At 57.1% G+C, this 19,639-nt stretch carries 22 protein-coding genes; 6 read left to right on the top strand and 16 right to left on the bottom strand.

Features of this window, described 5'->3' with window-relative positions; genetic code table 11:
* Positions 1-24 precede the first annotated feature (24 nt).
* Complete coding sequence (locus TAM4_RS00315) at positions 25-1,890, bottom strand: aldehyde ferredoxin oxidoreductase family protein (protein ID WP_014121238.1); 1,866 nt, start codon at positions 1,888-1,890, stop codon at positions 25-27.
* On the bottom strand, positions 1,890-2,744 hold the full coding sequence (locus tag TAM4_RS00310) for an aldo/keto reductase (protein ID WP_048149529.1): 855 nt from the start codon (positions 2,742-2,744) through the stop codon (positions 1,890-1,892). The genes TAM4_RS00315 and TAM4_RS00310 overlap by 1 nt, the downstream gene beginning before the upstream one ends.
* Before the next feature lie 106 nt (positions 2,745-2,850).
* Here TAM4_RS00310 and TAM4_RS00305 point away from each other — a divergent pair, with 106 nt between their 5' ends.
* Entirely contained in the window at positions 2,851-3,135 is a 285-nt protein-coding gene (locus tag TAM4_RS00305) for a hypothetical protein (protein WP_014121236.1), read from the top strand.
* Here the strand turns inward: TAM4_RS00305 and TAM4_RS00300 are convergent.
* The 5 genes from TAM4_RS00300 to TAM4_RS00280 all read right to left on the bottom strand — a co-directional run bounded on the left by TAM4_RS00300 (position 3,132) and on the right by TAM4_RS00280 (position 5,952).
* Positions 3,132-3,320 carry a hypothetical protein gene (locus tag TAM4_RS00300; protein WP_014121235.1) on the bottom strand — a complete coding sequence of 63 codons (189 nt, stop codon included), beginning with the start codon at positions 3,318-3,320 and terminating at the stop codon, positions 3,132-3,134. The genes TAM4_RS00305 and TAM4_RS00300 overlap by 4 nt on opposite strands.
* Before the next feature lie 23 nt (positions 3,321-3,343).
* A complete protein-coding gene (locus TAM4_RS00295; protein WP_014121234.1) occupies positions 3,344-3,637 on the bottom strand; it encodes a winged helix-turn-helix domain-containing protein in 294 nt (97 codons plus the stop codon).
* 58 nt (positions 3,638-3,695) lie between these two features.
* The gene (locus TAM4_RS00290) at positions 3,696-4,403 is read right to left on the bottom strand and encodes a DUF2202 domain-containing protein (protein ID WP_014121233.1); all 708 of its coding nucleotides are present in this window, start codon (positions 4,401-4,403) and stop codon (positions 3,696-3,698) included.
* Positions 4,400-5,035 (bottom strand): translation initiation factor IF-2 N-terminal domain-containing protein, encoded by a 636-nt coding sequence (locus tag TAM4_RS00285; RefSeq protein WP_014121232.1) that lies wholly within the window; start codon positions 5,033-5,035, stop codon positions 4,400-4,402. The genes TAM4_RS00290 and TAM4_RS00285 overlap by 4 nt, the downstream gene beginning before the upstream one ends.
* A 68-nt stretch (positions 5,036-5,103) precedes the next feature.
* Entirely contained in the window at positions 5,104-5,952 is an 849-nt protein-coding gene (locus TAM4_RS00280) for a DUF2202 domain-containing protein (protein WP_014121231.1), read from the bottom strand.
* A gap of 115 nt (positions 5,953-6,067) precedes the next feature.
* Between TAM4_RS00280 and TAM4_RS00275 the strand changes: the two genes are divergently transcribed.
* Complete coding sequence (locus TAM4_RS00275; protein WP_014121230.1) at positions 6,068-6,358, top strand: hypothetical protein; 291 nt, start codon at positions 6,068-6,070, stop codon at positions 6,356-6,358.
* Here the strand turns inward: TAM4_RS00275 and TAM4_RS00270 are convergent.
* From TAM4_RS00270 to TAM4_RS00260, 3 genes are all read right to left on the bottom strand, one after another.
* Positions 6,355-7,590 carry a 2,3-bisphosphoglycerate-independent phosphoglycerate mutase gene (locus TAM4_RS00270; protein ID WP_014121229.1) on the bottom strand — a complete coding sequence of 412 codons (1,236 nt, stop codon included), beginning with the start codon at positions 7,588-7,590 and terminating at the stop codon, positions 6,355-6,357. The genes TAM4_RS00275 and TAM4_RS00270 overlap by 4 nt on opposite strands.
* Before the next feature lie 63 nt (positions 7,591-7,653).
* Entirely contained in the window at positions 7,654-8,826 is a 1,173-nt protein-coding gene (locus TAM4_RS00265; RefSeq protein ID WP_014121228.1) for a CBS domain-containing protein, read from the bottom strand.
* An 81-nt stretch (positions 8,827-8,907) separates the two neighbouring features.
* The gene (locus tag TAM4_RS00260) at positions 8,908-10,104 is read right to left on the bottom strand and encodes an amidohydrolase family protein (protein WP_014121227.1); all 1,197 of its coding nucleotides are present in this window, start codon (positions 10,102-10,104) and stop codon (positions 8,908-8,910) included.
* A gap of 219 nt (positions 10,105-10,323) precedes the next feature.
* Between TAM4_RS00260 and asnS the strand changes: the two genes are divergently transcribed.
* Positions 10,324-11,616: an asparagine--tRNA ligase gene (gene asnS, locus TAM4_RS00255; protein WP_014121226.1), complete on the top strand. Its 1,293-nt coding sequence runs from the start codon at positions 10,324-10,326 to the stop codon at positions 11,614-11,616.
* 2 nt (positions 11,617-11,618) lie between these two features.
* Here asnS and TAM4_RS00250 read toward each other — a convergent pair whose 3' ends face one another.
* On the bottom strand, positions 11,619-12,497 hold the full coding sequence (locus TAM4_RS00250; RefSeq protein WP_014121225.1) for an MBL fold metallo-hydrolase: 879 nt from the start codon (positions 12,495-12,497) through the stop codon (positions 11,619-11,621).
* A 48-nt stretch (positions 12,498-12,545) separates the two neighbouring features.
* Positions 12,546-12,725: a hypothetical protein gene (locus TAM4_RS00245; protein WP_014121224.1), complete on the bottom strand. Its 180-nt coding sequence runs from the start codon at positions 12,723-12,725 to the stop codon at positions 12,546-12,548.
* Between the two features lie 156 nt (positions 12,726-12,881).
* Between TAM4_RS00245 and TAM4_RS00240 the strand changes: the two genes are divergently transcribed.
* The gene (locus TAM4_RS00240) at positions 12,882-14,198 is read left to right on the top strand and encodes a 2,3-phosphoglycerate synthetase (protein WP_014121223.1); all 1,317 of its coding nucleotides are present in this window, start codon (positions 12,882-12,884) and stop codon (positions 14,196-14,198) included.
* On the top strand, positions 14,182-15,051 hold the full coding sequence (locus TAM4_RS00235; protein ID WP_014121222.1) for a 2-phosphoglycerate kinase: 870 nt from the start codon (positions 14,182-14,184) through the stop codon (positions 15,049-15,051). The genes TAM4_RS00240 and TAM4_RS00235 overlap by 17 nt, the downstream gene beginning before the upstream one ends.
* Here the strand turns inward: TAM4_RS00235 and TAM4_RS00230 are convergent.
* From TAM4_RS00230 to TAM4_RS00220, 3 genes are read right to left on the bottom strand one after another with little or no spacing between them, the layout of a single operon-like run.
* Complete coding sequence (locus TAM4_RS00230; protein WP_014121221.1) at positions 15,048-16,550, bottom strand: metallophosphoesterase; 1,503 nt, start codon at positions 16,548-16,550, stop codon at positions 15,048-15,050. The genes TAM4_RS00235 and TAM4_RS00230 overlap by 4 nt on opposite strands.
* Before the next feature lie 5 nt (positions 16,551-16,555).
* Positions 16,556-16,966 carry a cyclic nucleotide-binding/CBS domain-containing protein gene (locus TAM4_RS00225; RefSeq protein ID WP_014121220.1) on the bottom strand — a complete coding sequence of 137 codons (411 nt, stop codon included), beginning with the start codon at positions 16,964-16,966 and terminating at the stop codon, positions 16,556-16,558.
* A 45-nt stretch (positions 16,967-17,011) separates the two neighbouring features.
* Positions 17,012-17,806: a class II glutamine amidotransferase gene (locus tag TAM4_RS00220; RefSeq protein WP_014121219.1), complete on the bottom strand. Its 795-nt coding sequence runs from the start codon at positions 17,804-17,806 to the stop codon at positions 17,012-17,014.
* A 94-nt stretch (positions 17,807-17,900) separates the two neighbouring features.
* On the opposite strand from TAM4_RS00220, the gene TAM4_RS00215 reads away from it, so the two are divergent.
* Positions 17,901-18,845: a type I restriction enzyme HsdR N-terminal domain-containing protein gene (locus tag TAM4_RS00215; RefSeq protein ID WP_014121218.1), complete on the top strand. Its 945-nt coding sequence runs from the start codon at positions 17,901-17,903 to the stop codon at positions 18,843-18,845.
* Here TAM4_RS00215 and uppS read toward each other — a convergent pair.
* The gene (uppS, locus tag TAM4_RS00210; RefSeq protein WP_048149523.1) at positions 18,842-19,636 is read right to left on the bottom strand and encodes a polyprenyl diphosphate synthase; all 795 of its coding nucleotides are present in this window, start codon (positions 19,634-19,636) and stop codon (positions 18,842-18,844) included. The genes TAM4_RS00215 and uppS overlap by 4 nt on opposite strands.
* Between the last annotated feature and the right edge of the window lie 3 nt (positions 19,637-19,639).

The raw sequence follows: 19,639 nt of genomic DNA, 5'->3' as shown, positions 1-19,639 counted from the left end.
CATAAAAATAACAAAAACAAAACCTCAGGAGATCTGGATGCCAGCCCTCTTCTTTACGACTTCCAAAGCCTTCTCGGCATCTTCCCTGAACTCCGGATAGCCGAGCTCTTCCATCGTCTCCGGCAACGGGACGCCGAGCTCCTCGTGCCATCCCCTGAGCCTGTAGAACTCTCTCCTCGCCTCAAGGAAGTCGTTGTAGTCGATGAAGGCCTTGTTGCCCTTGGCCGGCCCGTCCGGCTCCGGCTCCCACCAGCGCGGTGGAATCGTGTCGTCGAGCGGAGGCGTCACCCAGTCGAGGGCGTCGTGTATGCGCGCGATGCTCTCAACGGCCTGAGCAATTTTCCTTAGCCTCTCGACCGTCCATTCCTCGCCGGTCGCGAGCGAGTAGAACTTAGCCAGGTCTTCCATCTTGTAGGACACGAACTTGCACGTTCCGAGCATGTCGGTGATGTAGCTCTCGTCCCTGCCCTCTATCATCGACGGCACGAGCTCCTTCGCCGGCCCCTGGTTCGGTAGCTGATGGGGCCTCGGCCAGCCCCTCAGGTGAGACGCTCCAACGTCGGCGGTGGCGTAGCTGAGGGCGTAGGTCCTCCTTCCGCGCGGGTCCCATGCGGGCGCTTCCATGCCCTTCACGTGCACGGCGAACTCGCAACCTCTGCCGAGCCTCTCGCAGGCCCTCTTCACGCCATCGGCGAGAATCGCTCCAATGCCCCTCCTCTCGGCCATCAGCTTGATGAGCCTCTCCTCGGCCTCCTCGTCGCCGAAGCCCCTGACAGGGAACCCTATCTCCTCCTCGCTTATGAGGCCCCTCTCGACCAGCTCAAAGAACCAGGCTATTGTGTTGCCGGTCGCTATGCTGTCGAGGCCGAGGTTGTTGACGAGCCAGTTGAAGTAGGCTACCGCTGGAAAGTTGAAGACGCCCGTTGACGCTCCAAGCATCGCGATGCTCTCGTACTCGGGCTTGACGCGGATTCTCCTGCCCTTGTATTCGACCTCTACATACCTGGCGCACTTAATCGGACAGCTCTTGCCGTGGACGAACCACTCCGGCTCTACCTCGTACTTCTTGACCTCGTCCCCGCTCAGCTTCTCCGCCAGCTCCTCCGGGATGTATGGCCTTGAGAAGTTATAGGCCGGGCTCATTCCGAGCGAGGCGGAGCTCCTAACTCCGTCGCTCGTCCCGTAGTTCCTCAGGTGCTCGTACTTCGGGTCTGTCGCGAAGTGCTCGTAGAACTCCTGCCACAGTTTCTGGAACTCCTCCGGGCTGGCAACCGTTGGCTTCTCCCCCGGCTCAACCACAACGGCCTTAACCTTCTTGCTCCCGAGGACGGCTCCAAGACCGCCCCTTCCGCTCGCGCGCTCGGTGTCGTAAATCACGTTGGCAATTCTGCTGAGCCTCTCGCCGGCCGGGCCAATTAAAGCTAGGCTTGCCTTCGGGTGCTCCTTCCAGAGTTCCTTGGCAACCTCGTAGTTGCCCCTGCCCCAGAGGTGCTTCGCATTCCGGATTTCGACCTCCCCATCATGGATGTAGAGGTAAACCGGCTCTTCCGCCTTACCTTCGATGATTATCGCGTCGAAGTGCCCCTTGAGCTTGGGTCCGAAGGCGTCTCCACCGCTTGAATCGCTTATAAGTCTCGTCTCAGGGCTCTTGCTAACGGCTATGACCTTGCTCGAACCCGGAATCAGGCCTGTCAATCCACCGGTGGCGAAAACGAACTTGTTGGCCGGGCTGAGCGGGTCGGTTCCCGGCGGGACCTCCCGATAAATCAGGTAGTAGCCGAGGCCCTTTCCGCCGACGAACTTCCTTATCACCTCGTCGGGCAGTTCCTCGTAGGTGACCTTTCCCTCGGTCAGGTTTACTCTCGCTATCCTGTTCTTGTATCCATACATCAAAGGCACCTCCGGGCTTTCTCCCTATCTTCCCTGCTCAATCTCCAGCCCATAGCTCCGGCGTTCTCTTCCACGTGCTCCTTCCTGCTGGCTTTGGGAATCGCTATAACGTTCTCCTCCCATATCAGGTAGTTTAGCGCGACTTGGGCCGATGTTTTTCCGTATTTTCTCCCAATCTCGGCCAGGCATGGGTTCCTCGCGAGGGAACCCTTCTCCAGCGGGGTGTAAGCTATCAGCGCAATCTTTTCCTTCTTCATGTAGTCGAGAAGTCCACTCGTTTCGGGCCAGCGGTCGCGGAGGGAGTATTTTACCTCGTTGGCGACGATTTCGTACTTCTTCATTGCCTCCTGAGAGCGTTTCAGAAGCTCCAAATCGAAGTTGCTGACGCCGATGTAGCGGATGAGGCCTTCATCAACGAGTTCCTCCAACGCGTGTAAAGTTTCTTCTATCTTCCTCCAGCTCTCGCCGGGCCAGTGGAGAAGGTGAAGGTCAATGTAGGTGCCGAGCCTCTTAGTGCTCGCCCTTACCGCTCTCTTCGCCCTTTCGTAGCCGAAGTTCGTGGGCCAGACCTTGCTGATGATGAAGAGTTCGTCCCTGTCAAAGCCCTCGATGGCCCTTCCGACGAGCTCCTCCGAGTGGCCGGCGCCGTAGAACTCGGCGGTGTCTATGAGGTTTATGCCGAGTTCGAGGCCGTAGCGGAGAACCTCGACGCTCTCCTCGTCCCGCGAGTAGTCAGGGCTCTCGTAGCCACCTATTCCCCAGGTGCCGAGGCCTATCGCAGTTACCCTGTCCGAGCCTATAACCTTTAAGTCCCTAAAAACGCCCACGCTATCACCTTGGTAAGATAGAGGCATTTAATCCTTTTAAAGTTTGGGTCTGAACGCTAAGATGGACAGAAACGTGTAGCAGCACCTTTTTAAAGCCGGCCCCGTAAACCTTCCGGTGATACAAGTAGATCCAATGGCGAAGGTGTTTGAAGAGGCGAAGAAAAACCCGAAAATGAAAAAGAAGCTGAAGATCAAGGCCACATTCTCCTTGATACTGCTCGTGGCGTTCCTCGGCGTTATCTTCATAACGATCGGGACGTTCATTTCGGCGAAGCATGGAAGCTTTATGGGGATGACCCAAATGGACTTCCTCAAGCTCAGGTCGAAGTACGGCCTGATCATGATGGCTCTGATAATTATCCATCTGATCATGAACAGAGGCATAATGAAAAAGGAGCTGGAGCTTTTGAGGAGTTAAACCTCTTCGAGCTTTTTCTTCACTTCTTCGGTGTTCCTCTTTGTTTCCTCGAGGGCGCTCTTAAGCCGCTCAATCTCAACCTTGAACTCGTTCAGCGTCTTGTTCACCTGGTAGAACGCGAACACGAGAACTACGAGAATGATCAAACCGAGGATTATGCTTATCCATCCGCTTGGCGTGGACATGTGCTCACCTCCCCAAGGCATTTTCATCCCTCCAAATTCATTATCGTCTGGTTGTCTATAACCAGCCTGAAGGGCTTTGCTCGGTAGTACTTCTTGGCTCTGGGATCGTCCGGCTCAAGTCTGAGTTCGCTTTCAACGAGTCCCGCCTTCTCAAGCTTTTTCAGGTGAAGGTAGAGAAGCTGCCGCGATATCCCGAGGGTTTTGGCCAGCTCGTAGACGTACCATTCCTTCTGGGAGAGAAGCTTGAGTAACCGTATTCGAACGGGATTGGCCAATGCCTCGCAAACCGTTGCAAGTTCCTCGACACTCTGCACCATTTTCAACACCGCTGGTTCCCTTGGAGGGAATAAGAAAAGGGAGATAAAAGCTTTCCGACTAACCGACTATGGACTCGTATTCATCCTTGCTGAGCACCTGGGGCTCGTAGGTCACTCCGTACCGGTTGGAGAGTATCCGCGTAAACGCCCGCAGGTGGTTCTCGCTGCCCTCCCTGAGGCTTTCAAAGACGACCTTTACGTCCTCGTTGTCAGTCCTCTCAAGCCATTCGTCGAGATCCTTGATGTCGATCTCCTCTATGAGGGCCCCTACCTTGAGGGCATCGACCTCGCTTTTGCTTCCCTGCGCAACGAGCTTTTCGTAGAGGTCCCGCATCTCAGTACTGTTGAACTCCCCGACTCCCATACCGGCAACGGGGTCCGTGAGGTTGTACTTCTCGATGAGGCCGAGCACCATGTCCATGTGAGTCTGCTCGCTTCTCGCTATGTTGTCAAATATCTGGAGGCCCGTCAGGTTGTAGAGGGTGAGGTAAACGTCCCTGGCGAGCTTCTCTTCCTCCCTCATGTAGAGGATTGCCTCAATCTCATCTTGGCTCAGGTTTTGAGCCGGATACGAGGATACGTTGGTGACCTCCTGGGTGGATGATCCTGGTCCCCTACCCCCGTATCCCTTACCCTCCGGGGGACCGTGCCCCATCGAGGAACCCGTTCCCTCACCGGTCGTTGTTGTTTCCCCCGTGATGCATCCCGCTCCAAAGACGGCCAACACCATCAAACCGACCAGCAGGATGCCGAGTACCTTCCTCATGAACCACCCCCTCCAAGCTCCGCTATTATCTCCTCAAGCATGGCCTTGAACTCCTCCCTGTCCAGATCGTACTTGTACTCGATCTCGGCGAGGCTCTCGTCGGGCGTTGCCTCGATTCCCCTCTCCTTCAGCTTCTCGATGAGGCCATCGACGGGAACGTGGAACTCGTCGGCGAGCTCCTGAACGGTGTAGTACTTCATCATGGTGCCGGTAATATACACTCCCTCGACGCCCTCGGTAGTGTTGTACTCCTCCAGACCTGTGGACTGCTCCTCTTCCTCCCCGCTGTAGGCCGCGAAGACCGAATAACCGCCCGCTATCAGCAGGAGGGGTACCAGCAGGGCGGCAACGACCTTCAGCTTTGAACTCCGCAGGGCGGACTTGAGCATGATCAGCATGCTGCGGAAACCTATTATCAGGTGAACCGCCACCAGGGCGATCATCACGAACCCGAAGTACGTGTGGATCAGGGTAAGGGTATCCTTATCCATTCCGAGGAAGGTCCAGTTAACGGTGTGGGCTATCCTTCCGCTTGGGGCAAGGTACAGACCTATACCCGTGATGGCTATAACGATGAACGTTACGGTGAGCAGGAGATCGACGATGCTCCTCACCAGCGCAGATGCCCTCATGGGACCACCTCCGGTGGGCATTTAAATCGGCATATCATCTCCATCACCCCAAAGAAAAGAAAAGGGGTTCAGCGGTGCCCCCTGAAGGCACGATCCTCGCATCCGCAGGTGTGTTCCTTTCCGTGTCCTCCATGTCCACCCTTTTTCATCTCCATCTGGCCATCGCACATTCCGTTTCCATGTCCTGGGGCATCACCTCCCCTCATTCCATTCTTCCTCATCTCCTGAGCGGCTCCCATTCCCATGCCCTTTCCGTGGCTCCACTCGCTTGAAAGGATCTCATCGACCTGCTCCTGAGGAAGCACCTGGGCCGTGTAGTCCACACCGAGCCTCTCGAGCTGGCCAACGAAGGCCCTGAGGTGGTTCTCACTGCCGGCCATGAGGTTGCTGTAGACGGTCTTGATGTCCTCGTTGTCGGTCTTGGCGATCCAGTCCTCGAGGTCCTTTATGTCGGTCTCCTCGATGAGGGCACCGACCTTAAGGGCGTCCTCGGTGCTCTGGCTTCCCATCTGGACGAGCTGGTCGTAGAGGTTCTGGAGCTCCTCGTTCTGGAAGACCCCGACCTGGTCGAGCGTGTCCGGCGCGGTCAGGTTGTACTTCTCTATCAGGCTTAGCACGGCATCCATGTGCCTCTGCTCGCTCTTGGCGATGTTGTCGAACACCTGAAGACCCGTTAGGTTGTAGAGGGTAATGTAAACGTCCCTGGCGAGCTTCTCTTCCTCAACCATGTAGAGCAGGCCGTCGATCTCATCCTGGCTGAGATCGGAGTAGTAGGTGCTAACCGTTCCGTTGAGTTGCTGGGAATCCACTGCCGCGTAGGGACTGGGTCCCGGCTGGCCCCTCCACGCCGCCGCGAGTCCAAACACCGTACCTATAAGGAGGGCAATGAGCCCCACACCCATCCATATTTTCCGCATGTCTCTTCACCTCTGCATGTGTAACTTCAATATTACATATGCATGCAGAGTTTATAAAGTTTTCGGTCGGGAAACCTTTTAACGGATCGCGAGAAAGAGCCTGAGGGGAAAGATAATGGACACGGGTCTGCTCGCCGCACTGCTTGCCGTGCTCATGGGGGCCGTTTATCTCCTGGTTGAGCTCAAACACAAGTTCTCTACTCCACAAAGGGCATCCCGGCTTTCATGGCTTTTCACTCTGGAACTGGGAGCGTATCTGATAACCCTGGGAGCACTAACTTTTCTTCTGAGGGAGAACAGAATCGGCGTGGGCATCTATGCCCTGATAATATGGGCCTTCACCCTGACCCTTATCCCGATGTCCCTGTATTTGATGAAAAAAGGAGTGAAGGGCGAACCAACTTAAGCCCCGAACTTCTCGGAGCGGTTCATGAGGTCCATCATTACCGGCACTATGTCGTGGCCCCTTATCCTGCCGAGTCCGCCACGCATGCACTCGCGCTCGCCGAAGCTCTCGGTGTGGTCCGGCCTGACGCCACCGCCGGCTATGAGAACCGGAACGGGGTCCCCGCTGTGGTTCATGACCTCACAGGGAGTTGAGTGGTCGCCGGTTATCGCTATCACGACATCTTCAAGGTCAACGTGCTCGATGATGTAGCCTATCATCCTGTCGGCCTTCTCAATCATCTCAGCCTTGAGCTTCGGGTTGTTGTCGTGGCCGGCAGCATCTGTCGGCTTGAAGTGGAGGAACACGAAATCATACTCCTTGAGCAGTTCGACGGTCTTCTTTGCTTTAGCCATCTCGTCGGTGTTGTATTCTCCAGTTGCTCCCTCTGGGGTGTAAACGTCGAAGCCTATCGCCCTCGCGACGCCCTTGACGAGCGAGACCGCTATGACGGCTCCGGCCCTGACCTTCCACTGCTCGGTGAACTTCATCGGGATGTTCGGGTATGTTCCGGCACCGCGGATGAGCAGGTAGTTCGCCGGTGGCTTTCCTTCCTTCCTGCGCTTCTCGTTGATTGGGTGCTTCTCAAGAACCTCGTGGGCCTGCCTGACGAACTCCTCGAGGATTTCCGCGACCTTCTTGCTCTCCTCGTCCTCCCAGGTGAACCTGTGGGGTGGCTTTCCGGCCTCGTGGGGGTCGTTCTCGCCGACGCGGTAGCCCTTGGCCATGCCCTTGAGGACCAGAACGGCCCTGTGACCGGTGGCCCCAACGAAGATGAAGTCAACCGGGAGCTTTACCTTCTCCTGTATCGCCTTCGCGAGCTCGTGGGCTTCCTCGGTGCTTATCCTTCCCGCTCTCCTGTCAACGATTATCCCGTTCTCGATTGTTGCGAAGTTAACCCTAAAGGCCAAATCGTCCTCATCCAAATCCAACCCGACGCCGAGGGCCTCAAGGAAGCCCCTTCCGCGGTAGACCTTGTAGGGGTCGTAGCCGAAGATGCTCAAATGTGCCGTGTCGCTCCCTGCCGGCTGGCCGGGCTTTATCGGGTCCTGCTGGCCGAGGATTCCGAGTTTCGCAAGCTTGTCCATGTTTGGGGTCTTTGCGTACTCCAGCGGGGTCTTTCCTCCAAACTCTTTAATCGGTCTGTCGCCGAGACCGTCGAGGATTATGAGAAGTCCCTTCCTCTTCTTCATACCTATCACCGGGGGTGATAGGGAAGAAGGGGTTATTAAAGTTAAGCCCAAAAGAAAAGGGGATCAGAATTCGAGCTTCTCAAGGAACCTCTTGGCGTACCTGATGTCCTTTTCGAGCTCGGCCTTCTGAAGGAGCTGTCTCTCGATGGCACGGAGGGCGTCGTGAACCGCCTGAATCGCACCCCATGTCTCGCCAGTCGCCACGAAGACGCCCCTGTCTGTAACGACCCTCATCCTGGCCTGATAGAGGTGCACTCCCCTGAACTTCTCCCTGAAGCGCCTGATGTGGAGGTAGATTATGCCCTCCTGACCGAGCAGGTCCTCGTAGCCGTCGACGAAGCGCCTGATGTCGCTTATTATTCTCTCCCTCGTGAAGTCGCTGAGTATCGCCGCGTCACCGCCGAGCTGGAGGTAGAAGCGAGCCTCCTTCTCGGTCATCTTCGAAATCGGCAGGAGCAGGTCCTTGACGGTGAGTATTCCGACGACCTTGTTGTTCTCGTTGACGACGACGAGGCCGTCTATATCGTTGTCCCTCATCGTGGCAACGGCTTCCCTGACCTTCGCGTCCGGGAGGATCGTTATGACGCCCCGGATCATAACATCGCGGAGGGGCATGCTGAAGGGCGGGATCTTCTCGCCGGCCAGCTCACCTGCCTTGGCCCTGAAGCGGGGCTTTATGAACCTGACGATTAGGTCGTGGAGCGTTACGAGGCCCTCAAGTTTGCCCTCCTCGTCAACGATCGGAATCCTCGATATAGCATGGTCGCGCATCGTCGCGAGGGCCTTGGCGACCGTGTCGTTAGGTCCGAGGGTTATGACCTCCTTGGTCATGAACTCCTCAACCTTTCTCTTTCCGAAATCGCCCTCGGCAACCCTCTCGAGGAGGGCTATATCGTTTATAACACCGATGATTTCAGCCTTGCTCTCCCCGACGGGGAGGGAGCGGAGGTCAACCTCCATCATGAGCTTTGCCGCCTTGCTCAGGTCCTCATCCGGCTTTATGACCGGGGCGGGCTTGTAAACGTCCCTAACCTTGGCCTTGGTCGGGTCCCACTTGAGGTGGGAGCGTATGATCAAATCCTGCGTTAGGACACCTTTGTACAGGTTCCCATCGAACACGAGAATGAGGTCGGGGTCTTCCTTCTCGAAGATTCCTATCGCCTCAGAAAGGGGGGCGTCGATGTCTATCTTCTGGAACCTGTCCGTCATTACCTCCTGCACCTGAATTCCGACCATTTCTGCCACCTCCTGCAATTTATATATTGGTTCTCTGGGGATTTAAACCTTTGCAACCGCGGGGATTTTAGTTAATTAAGGTTAATAAATTTTGCGGTGGACAACCCGGCCGTTAACCACAGTCATCTCAACGTCGCTTCCCCTCGTGGAATAAACGATGAGCGAGTAAACGTTCTCCAGCGGCCTGAACCAAGGCTTATTGGCGTTTATCAGGAGCAAATCCGCGAGATAGCCGGGCTCAATGAGTCCGGCCTTTAATCCAAGGGCCCTCGCGCCTCCAACGGTCGCCATTCCGAAGAGCTCCCGAGCTGGAACCGCATGCGCCTTTCCGGCTGTCAGGTTCGCGATGATTCCGGCGGTTCTCATCTCAAGGAAGGGGTCGAGGATTCCGGTTGGATTCGGCGAGTCGTTGCCCAGAGCCACGTTGAGACCGAGGTCAAGGAGTTTCCTCAGGTTTACCGTCCGGGCCTCAAGCTTGACGTTGCTCGTCGGGCAGTGAACGAGGGTCGAGCCGGCCCCGACCAGCCTCTCGAAGTCAGAATCGTTCAGGTAAACGCCGTGAACGCCGATTAAACTTTCGTTCAAAAGCCCGGCCCTTTCGAGGAGGCCAACGGGCGAAAGGCCGTAGCGCCTTTTAACCTCGGAAACCTCCGCCCTGCTCTGGGCGAGATGGATGTGAACCCTCGCGCCGCTTTCCCGGGAGAGTTCGGCAAGTTCTTTCATCAGCTCAGGCGAGACGGTGTTCGTTGCGTGAGGTGCCAGGGTGGGCGTTACGAGCTCGCTCCGGCTCCAGCGCTTGAAGAATCTGAAGCCCTCCTCAGGACTCGCGAGAGGGAAATCGACCTCGTCCATAACCGTCTGCCCGAGGAAGGCCCTTACGCCAAGCCTTTCGGCGACCTTTGCTATCTCGTCCGCGAAGAAGTAGTGGTCGTTTACCGTCGTCGAGCCGTTCATCAAAGCCTCTCTAAGGCCGATTTCAGCCCACTCGCGGATTTCCTTCCGCGTCCATTCCATCTCCATCGGCCAGATGATTTTCCCAAGCCACTCCTCCGTCGGCAGGTCCTCACCGAGACCCCTAAAGCGCGCCATCGCCACGTGGGTGTGGGCGTTGATTAGGCCGGGAATCACGAGGTAGTTCTCTCCGCCGTAAACTTCGTCAACGCCCCACTCCCCCAGTTCTCCCACCGGAACGACGGCCCGAATGACGTTATCCTCAACGATGACGGCCCCATCTCGAACGGAGCGGTAATCGACGAGCTTTCCGACCAGCGCGAACATCCTCCACCGTTGAACATACGGCAGGGAAGAACTTAAACCTTTTGACGTTGTGACATTCAAACGCCCAAAGGATTTAAATCCCAAAACGAAAAATCCCTACCATGCCCCGGCTCGTTCGGATTGAGTCAAGGCTAAGGGTCCTGTCGCTCTGGCTGAATAGCCTCTTCTGATTGGGTTAGCGTTATAAACCCCGCTGAAAAGCTTTTGGAGGTGGTAAAGGTGATTGATAAGGTTTACTGTGCCGACGTTAAGCCCGAAATGGAAGGGAAGAGGGTTAAGCTCGCCGGATGGGTTTACAGGAAGAGGGAAGTCGGAAAGAAGGTCTTCATAGTGCTCAGGGACTCAAGTGGAATCGTCCAAGTGGTTTTCTCCAAGGAACTCAACGAAGAGGCCTACAGGGAGGCCAAGAAGCTTGGCATCGAGTCGAGCGTCATCATCGAGGGAACCGTCAAAGCTGACCCGCGCGCCCCAACCGGCGCCGAGGTTCGGGCCGACAAGCTCGAGGTACTCCAGAACGTTGACTTCTTCCCGATAACGAAGGACGCGAGCCCGGAGTTCCTGCTCGACGTCAGGCACCTGCACCTCCGCTCGCCCAAGGTCGCGAGCATAATGAAGGTGAAGGCCACGCTCGTTCAGGCCGCTCGTGAGTGGCTCCTCCAAGACGGCTGGTACGAGGTTTTCCCGCCGATACTCGTCACCGGGGCGGTGGAGGGCGGCTCAACGCTCTTCAAGCTCAAGTACTTTGACCGCTACGCCTACCTGAGCCAGTCGGCCCAGCTCTACCTTGAGGCGGCAATATTTGGCCTCGAAAAGGTCTGGTCGCTCACGCCGAGCTTCAGGGCCGAGAAGAGCAGGACGAGGAGGCACCTCACCGAGTTCTGGCACCTCGAGCTTGAGGCCGCGTGGATGGACCTCTGGGACATCATGAAGGTCGAGGAGGAGCTGGTAAGCTACATGGTTCAGCGCGCGCTTGAGCTCAGGAAGAGCGAGATTGAGACCTTTAGAAAGGATTTGACCACGCTCAAGAACGCCGTTCCGCCGTTCCCGAGGATAAGCTACGACGAGGCCATAGAGGTACTCCAGAGCAAGGGCGTCGAGATAGAGTGGGGCGAGGACATGGGTGCCGACGAGGAGAGGGTTCTTACCGAGGAGTTCGAGGCCCCGTTCTTCGTCTACGGCTATCCGAAGGGTATCAAGGCCTTCTACATGAAGGAGGACCCGGAGGACCCGAGGAAGGTTCTCGCGGCGGATATGCTCGCGCCCGAAGGCTACGGCGAGATAATCGGTGGCTCCCAGCGTGAGGACGACTACGACAAGCTCGTGCAGCGCATTTTGGAGGAGGGAATGAACCCCGAAGATTACCAGTGGTACCTCGACCTCAGGAAGTACGGCTCCGTTCCGCACAGCGGTTTCGGTCTCGGCCTTGAGAGGCTCGTCGCGTGGGTCCTCAAGCTCGACCACATCCGCTGGGCCACGCTCTTCCCGAGGACGCCGAGCAGGCTGTATCCGTGAGGTCAGTTCCTCACGGTTTTCCATTTCAACCCCTTTTCCACAACCGCCTCGATTATTCCACCGTTGTAGAGTTCCGCTATAACGGCCCTAACCGGGACGAGGTTCAGGGCGAGTTTCTGGGGCGTTACCTCGATAGAATAACGGCGCATCAGCTTGAACGCTATCTCGTCGATTCCCATCGGACTTTCAAGAAGCTCTGGAATGAGTTCCTCGATCTCCTCCACCCGTTCGAGGTTCTTCCGGATCAGGGATCGCGCTTCCTCCCCATCGACGGGTCTGCCGTGGGAGGGTATCAGGAGGCAGCCTTCATCGGCGTAGCGGAGTAGTCTCCCGAGGGAGTCCTTAAACCCGGCCAGATCGACGAAGTAGGGAAGGCCAACGGTTTCGAGAACCCTCTCCCCGAAGAAGGCATCGCCCGCGTAGACCAGCCCGCTCTCCCGGTCCAAGAAACCGGTCATTCCCGGTGAATGGCCGCTAAGGTTCAGGGCCTTGAGACCGAAGAGATCATCGCCCCACTCGAAAACCGCGTGGACCTTCACCTCCCCGGGGAACTGGAAGGCGAGGAACCCCTTAGGTGCCTTCGAACCGAAGGTGAGGATCTCACGGGAGAGGGGGCTCTCGGCAACCGAAAACTCGAACCTGTGGGCGTAGAGAGGAACATCGAGTCTCGGCGCAACCGCAACGTGATCCGCGTGCCCGTGGGTGACGAGCTGGGCTTTGAGCTCAAGGCCTAGCTTTTTAGCTTCCCTTCTCAGATCCTTGTGCCTTCCCTTTCCGTGCCCGGGATCAACGATCACGAGCTTCCCTTCATGGACGCGGAGGAGCGTTGAGGGACTGCCGGGGTAAAGGTAGGCAAAATCGGACAACTTTCTCAGGGCCATGAAACCACCGGAGAATATTGGAAAGGGAGAATAAAAGGGTATCCAAAATCAGACGTGCCTGGCGTAGAGGGTCTTTCTGCCCTCTTCCTTGGCCCTCTTGACGGCCTTCTCGATGAGAGCCTTGACCTCGGCCTCGAGGGCGTCGTAGAACTCCGGGCTGACCCTCATCTCGGCGTCGAGGCTCTTAACGAACTCCTTAACCTTTGACTTAACTATAATCTCGGCCATTTCTCAACACCTCCTTTGCGGGCTGTCCAGTGGACAGCGCCGTCTATATCTGGCACGGAGAGTTTATAACTCTTCCCATTGGAGGAGGCAGGGCCTTAAGGTCTCGCAACACAAAAGGTTAAATCTTCTCCCCCGGTAACCCCATTGGTGGGCCCCATGAGGATGGCACTCATAGACGGCGAGCACTACCCGGATGTTGTCGAATGGGCCCTTGAGAAGCTTGGAAACGTTTGCTGCGCGGTTTTCCTCGGAGGTTCGGAGAAAATAGGCAGTCTGGAGGAAGTTGAAAGGCGCCTCGGCGTACCCCTCTACCGTCATGATGACTACCTAACGGCCCTTGCTAAGGCCCTCGCGGAGAACCCTGGAGTTGAGGAGGTTGTGGATCTAAGCGACGAGCCGGTGGTTAGCTACGAGGATCGGTTCAGGATAGCCTCTCTCTGCCTACTCCACGGCGTTGCCTACAGGGGGGCCGATTTCGTGTTCAAACCCCGGCCCCTGCGGAGAACTTCAAAACCGAGCATAGCCGTCATAGGAACCGGGAAGAGGGTGGGAAAAACGGCCGTCAGCGGCTTCGTCGCGAGAACCCTCAAGGAGATAACCAGACCGGTAGTTGTCACGATGGGCAGGGGAGGACCTGAGGAGCCGGAAGTTATAGATGGAGAAAAGCTCGAGATAACGCCGGAGTTCCTCCTCAGGATAGCGGAGAGCGGAAGGCACGCGGCATCGGATCACTTCGAGGACGCCCTTACGGCGAGAGTTACGACGATAGGGTGCAGGAGATGCGGCGGGGGAATGGCCGGTTTTCCCTTCTTCGATGCCGTTGAGAAGGGTGTTTCCCTCGCGGAATCGCTCCCCCACGAGCTGATAGTCCTTGAGGGAAGCGGGGCAACGTTCCCCCCGTACAGGGCCGATGCGTCGATCGTGGTCGTCGGGGCGAAGCAGGAGCTCAGCTCGATAGCGAACTACTTCGGCCCCTTCAGGATTTCCCTCGCCGATCTCGTCGTCGTCACGATGGCGGATCTCGTGACTGAGGAGAAGATCGAGAAGATACTGGGGGTCGTTGAAGGGGTGAACCCTAGGGCAGAGGTGCACGTAACGGCCTTCAGGCCGAGGCCCTTGGGGGATGTTTCGGGAAAGAGAATAGGGCTCGTCATGACGTCCAAAGAGGCCCTCGAGAGCTCCGCGAGGCACTTGGAATCGCTGGGGGCGGAGGTGCTTCACCTATCTGGAAACCTGTCGAGGAGAAAGGCCCTGCTCGAGGATCTCAAGGAATTCAGGGGGATAGATGCGGTGGCGGTGGAGCTCAAGGCGGCCGCGGTCGATGTAGTCACCAGATGGGCCCTTGAGCGTGGAGTTGAGGTCATCTATCTCGACAACGAGCCGGTTAACGTCGATGGGAAGAACCTCCGTGAGGCCGTTTTGAGGCTGGGCAGGAACGTCTTAGGGAGGCGGGGCGATGATAATCGTCGTTGACAGGGAAACCGGGGCGAAGCTGCCATTTTCGAGGGGAATACTGACCAGGTCGATAACGCTCTCGGGAGTGGACGTTGGAGTCGCCTACGCGATAGCCTCCGAGGTTCAGAAGGAGCTGATAAGGCGGGGAAAGCGGTTCGTGACGACCGATGAGATAAGAGAACTGACCTATTCCACCCTCCTCGAGCGGGGACTGAAGGAAGAGGCCGAGAGGTACCTCTTCTGGCGCAACCTGAGGCGGAGGAAGGTGAGGCTCACGATTCTCCTAGGGGGAGCGACCGGTGTTGGGAAGTCCACGATAGCAACGGAGCTGGCCTTCAGGCTGGGTATAAGGAGCATAATCGGAACCGACACGATACGGGAGGTCCTCAGAAAGGTTATAGCGAGGGAGCTCCTGCCCGACATACACGTGTCCTCGTTCATGGCGGGCAACGTGGTGAACGCGCCGAGGGGCGTCGATCCGCTCATCTACGGCTTTGAAACGCAGGTGAAGCACGTATCGGTTGGCATTAAAGCGGTTCTTGAGCGGTCGAGGAGGGAAGGCCTGAACGCCATCATAGAAGGTATCCACGTGGTTCCGGGCTTCATAGAGCTCGAGGAGAACGAGTTCATGTACGTTATCACCGTCCCGGGGAGGGAGAGCTTACTCGCGCATTTCTACGAGAGGGCCAGGTACTCCACGAGGGGGGCCGAGAGGTACGTCGAGAACCTTGAGCGGATCATGCGCATCCAGGATTACGTCGTCGATCGGGCCCGGGAAATGGGAATCCCCGTTGTTGAGAACGTCGAGCTGGAGAGGGCTGTGGCAACGATAATGGAGGATCTGATGAAAAGGCTGAAAGGAAAAGCCTAGTTGCCCTTCCTCTTCCATATTCCCAGGAGCTTCCTGCTGCCCCACGTGGCCTGAACCTGCCAGACGACAACCATGTCCTCGTAGATGTCTATCAGGTTGAAGCTGTTTCCAAAGGGGTTTCTGTGGAGCTCCCAGCTCACGGAGCCTGCGTTGACTATGGGCGTTCCCTCAACCTTAACCCCGTAGGCGTTGCCCCCGTGACCCGTGAGAACCAGCTCGGTCCGCTCCCTGGTGAGGAGCTTGAGTACATCCCCTCCGTCTTCGAGGAAGCCGATCTCCCTGCTCCTCGGGATGGGGATGACGTTGTGGTGCATGACGACGATGCGGAACCTGTCGTTGTACTCCTCGAGCGTTCTCTCCAGCTTTCTCTGGCCCATCCTGCCGACGACCCCGATGGGAGTCTCGTACTGGGCGCTCAGAACGGGGATTATAACGTACCCGTCGAACTCAATGAGCTGGGGTTCCCCAAAGTACTCCTCGAAGAGCTCGTGACCGAGGTAGGTTATGTCGTTGTGGCCCGGCACGACGAGTTTCTCCGTGGAGATCGCGCGGTAGTACTCGTAGGCCCGCTCGTAGTACCTCTCTATGCCGGCATCCACGACATCGCCGTTGTGTATGACCAGATCTGGCTTAAGCCTCTCGTTGATCATCCGGATGACGTTCTCGAAGACCTTCCTCCTGAAGTAAACCCTGTCGGAAACGTTGCTCTCACTTATCTGGACGATGCGGAGAACCCTCTTTCCGGAGGGAACGAAGATCTTCGGCCTTATGGGCCTGTGCTCCTTCCTCTCCTCGTCGCCGGTAACGCGCCTTATCGTGACGCTAACCCTTCCGTCGTCGTGGAGCCGGATGATGTTGTAGCTGTTCACGTCGCCCCTCCTCGTCTTCCGGCAGGAGGTGCAGCCCGCGTTGTCGATGACTAGATCCTCGACGCGGTAGACGTTGGGGACGTGCTTGTGGCCGCAGGTGTAGAGGGTCACCTCGTGGCGTAGGAGAAGGTCGAGGACGTCGCCCGCGTTGAACAGGACGTTTCTCTCCCTTCCCGTATCGGGGAGGGGCACGAGGTGGTGGTGGGCGGCGACTATCTTGAACTTTTTGCTGGAATATTCCTCAAGCTTCGCCTTGAGCCAGCGGAATTTATGGCCGCCTATCCTGCCGTCGCTCAGATCGGGGATCGTTGAGTCAACCCAGATCAGAACCCCGTTGTCGAACTCGTAGACGCCGTTTAGGGGCCCTATGAACTTCTCGAAGAGCTTGTAGCCGACGTTCCGGACGTCGTGGTTGCCGGGGATGACGACGAGCGGCTTCTTAATCTTGCCGAGCTGGTAGGCGGCCTGCTCGTACTCCTCCCTCAGCCCCTGGTTGGTTATGTCCCCGGTGTGGACGACGAAATCGAAGTCTCCCCTGTTGATCTCCTCGACGATGAGGTCGAAGGCGTAGCCCTTGAAGGCCCCTTCGTTGGTTATATGGGTGTCGCTTATGTGCGCTATCTTTATCATCGCCATCACTCCGTTGCTATCGCCGTTTCAAGCTTTCTCCTGCTCGCCTCAAGGAGGTCGGTTATCGAGAATATCCCGACTATCTTTCCGTTTTCCTCTATGAGGATGTGCTTTATCCCCTTCTTTGCCATTATGTCGAGGACGTCCTGGAGGGGTGTCTCAGCGGGCACCGTAACGAGGTCCTTCGTCATGATCTCCTTAACCGGTGTCGTGTTCGGAAGGCCGGGAACCACGAGGCGCCTTATGATGTCTCCCTTGGTGAGGAATCCAACGACGTTGTCGTTCTCGTCCACCACGACGAGGGAGCCTATCTCGAACTCGGTCATGACCTCGCCGGCCCTCTTAACCGTGTCGTCGGGCCTTATGCCTATGAGCTTCCTGCTCATGTAAACCCTGATGGGGGCCTTCATGTCCACCGTGATCACCCGAGGGAATAGGGCACGAAAGTATAAAACGGTAGCTCATCCCATCACCAGCTCCTCGACGGTAAAGCGTTCCTCCCCGGGCGAGATCTCAAGGTAAAGGGCAGTTCCGTTCCTCAGGGGGCTCCACTCGGCCCGGTGATACAGTTCGAGGGTCGAAGAAGCGACCGCGAAGAGGTCTTCACCCCTGAGGAGCATCTGCCTCACGTAGTCCCAGTTCTCCCTTCTCAGCAGGTACTCGGGCCGGGAGTAGGCGGTTATAAAGCCCCTCACCCAGTCGGGGCCGAGGAAGAGCGAACCCGTGTTAAGGCTGGTGTTGACCAGGGGCATCAGCGAGGAGTAGACTCGGAGGAGCTCGTCCCTCTCAACCGAGCGGATTGCCCCGCAAACGTGAAGGGCCATGACGTAGCTGTCCGAGGCCTTCTCCAGGGAGCCTCTATCAAGGCCCATCCTCTCGAGTAGACCGGACTTGTTGAGGTCGCCGTTGTGGTAGAGCCAGCACGAGAATCCGGCTGAAGAGAGCGCGAAGGGCTGGGTGTTAAGCAGTCCTTTGCTTCCCTGGGACGCGGCCCTCGTGTGCACGAGGAGAACCGAGAACCCGTCGAGCGATCCAACGAGCCCCTCCACTCCGGGTTCATCCTCAAAAACGGGCCTGACCGAGCGGTAGTGGCGAACGGAACCATCTCCAAGGAGAACGTAGCCCCAGCCGTCGCGGTGCTGGCTTCCCCTCCCCCTGGCCTCCTTGTAGGGATCGTTCTCGGATGCACGGACGATGGCCTCAACGAGGGGGACCAGTTTGTCCCCGTCTCCAACCGCGAAGAGAACTCTGCACACCACGATCACCTTCGCCAGTACTCGGGAGTGGATAAAAGGTTTCCCACCAAAAACGTTTTTTAGCGGGAGGGGTACAGTTTATGGGACGGAAACCATGGCCGAGAGCAACCTTGACGCGTTGAGTTCAACCCACGAACTGGCGCGGATTGAAACTGGATCCTCCGACATCGGGCCGATAGCCGAGGGCATAATGAAGGTTCTGAAGAAGATAAACGCCCACAGGAAGCTCTACGAGTCGAACGAAGAGGCGGTTAAGCAGCACCTCATAGGGGAGATAATGCGAACCCTCGGCTGGGAGTGGGACAACCCGGAGGAGGTAAGGCCCGAATCGAGGACTGAGGAGGGAAGGGCCGACTACGCGCTCATCCTAGGCGGGGAGATAGTGGCGTACGTCGAGGCCAAGAACCTCGGCGTGAACATAGAGAAGCGCGAGGAGCCTTTGAGACAGCTCGCCAAGTACTGCTTCAACACCGGCGTGAGGTACGGCATACTCACCAATGGAGCGGTGTGGATAGGGGTTAAGGCCTTTGAAGTCGGCTCGAGTTTGAGGGAGAGAATCCTCGTCAAGGTGAACCTGCTCAACGAACCCCCGATGAAGGCCGCGCTCAAGCTCTCCCTCTTCTCCAAGTCGAGGATCCTCGAAATGGAGCGCATTTCCTCCCTTCTAAAGGCCCTTGAGCTGAGCTTCATGGGGCTCGTCAAGGAAGGCTACCCGAGGGAGGCCCTCTTCGAGTACCTCAAGGTCGATCGGGGGAAGAGAATAGTTCCGATACACCTGCTGGAGGGGCACGAGAACCCGAAGGTCGCCTACGTCTACGACAACGGCTGGAAGCTGCTCCCCCTCCCGGAGAGGACAATGAAGGGCGTCCTGCTCGCGGTTCTGCTCTACATGGGACAGAAGGCCTTTGGGGACGAGAAGAGGGAGATAATGGCCGCCTACGAGCAGCTCAAGAGAATTCCCCTGGAACAGAGAAAGGCCCACGAGATACTCGTAAGGCTCGAAGAGGAAAAGAAGCTCAACATATCCGTCGAGCTTTAGCGCCCAAAGCGTCTCTGCCTCTTCTGGTACTCCCTGATTATCCTGAGGAAGTCTATCTTCCTGAACTCCGGGAAGTAGACGTCCACGAAGAAGAGTTCGCTGTAGGCTATCTGGTAGAGGAGGAAGTTGCTTATCCTGACCTCCCCGCCGGTTCTTATCACGATGTCCGGGTCGGGCATGTTCGGGTAGTAGAGGTAGCGCTTTATCAGATCCTCGTCAATCTCCTCGGGCTTCAGCCTTCCGGCTAAGACGTCGTTAACTATGTCCTTCACCGCATCGGCGATCTCGCTCCTCCCGCCGTAGGCCAGGGCAATGTTGAGGGTGTAATTGTTGTACTTCCTGGTTGCCCTCTCCGCTTCCTCGGCAGCTTTTCTAACGTTCTCGGGCAGGAGTTCCTTCCTTCCGAGGACGTTCACCCTTATTCCGTACCTGTGAACCCTCTCGTCCTCTATCAGCTCCTTGAACTTCTCCTCGAAGAGGTTCATAAGCGCGGTAACTTCCTCCCGGGAGCGCTTGAAGTTCTCGGTTGAGAAGGCGTAGACGGTCAGCGTCCTTATCCCGAGCTCCCTGCACCAGTCGAGGATCTCCTCAAGCTTCCTCGATCCGAAGAAATGGCCGTACCAGGGCGGCTTTTCGAGCTTTCTCGCCCATCTCCTGTTTCCATCCATGATTATTGCCACGTGCCTCGGAATGTTCCCCGATTTGACCCTCTCAAACAGGTACCTCTCGTAAAAGTCGTAAAAGGGTTTGAAAACAACGTGGGGAACGTGGGAGAGCAGTCTGTAGAGCATTTC

Origin of the sequence: Thermococcus sp. AM4 (assembly GCF_000151205.2) — an archaeon.
Lineage (GTDB): Archaea > Methanobacteriota_B > Thermococci > Thermococcales > Thermococcaceae > Thermococcus.
This window is presented reverse-complemented; position numbering and strand designations above follow the sequence as displayed.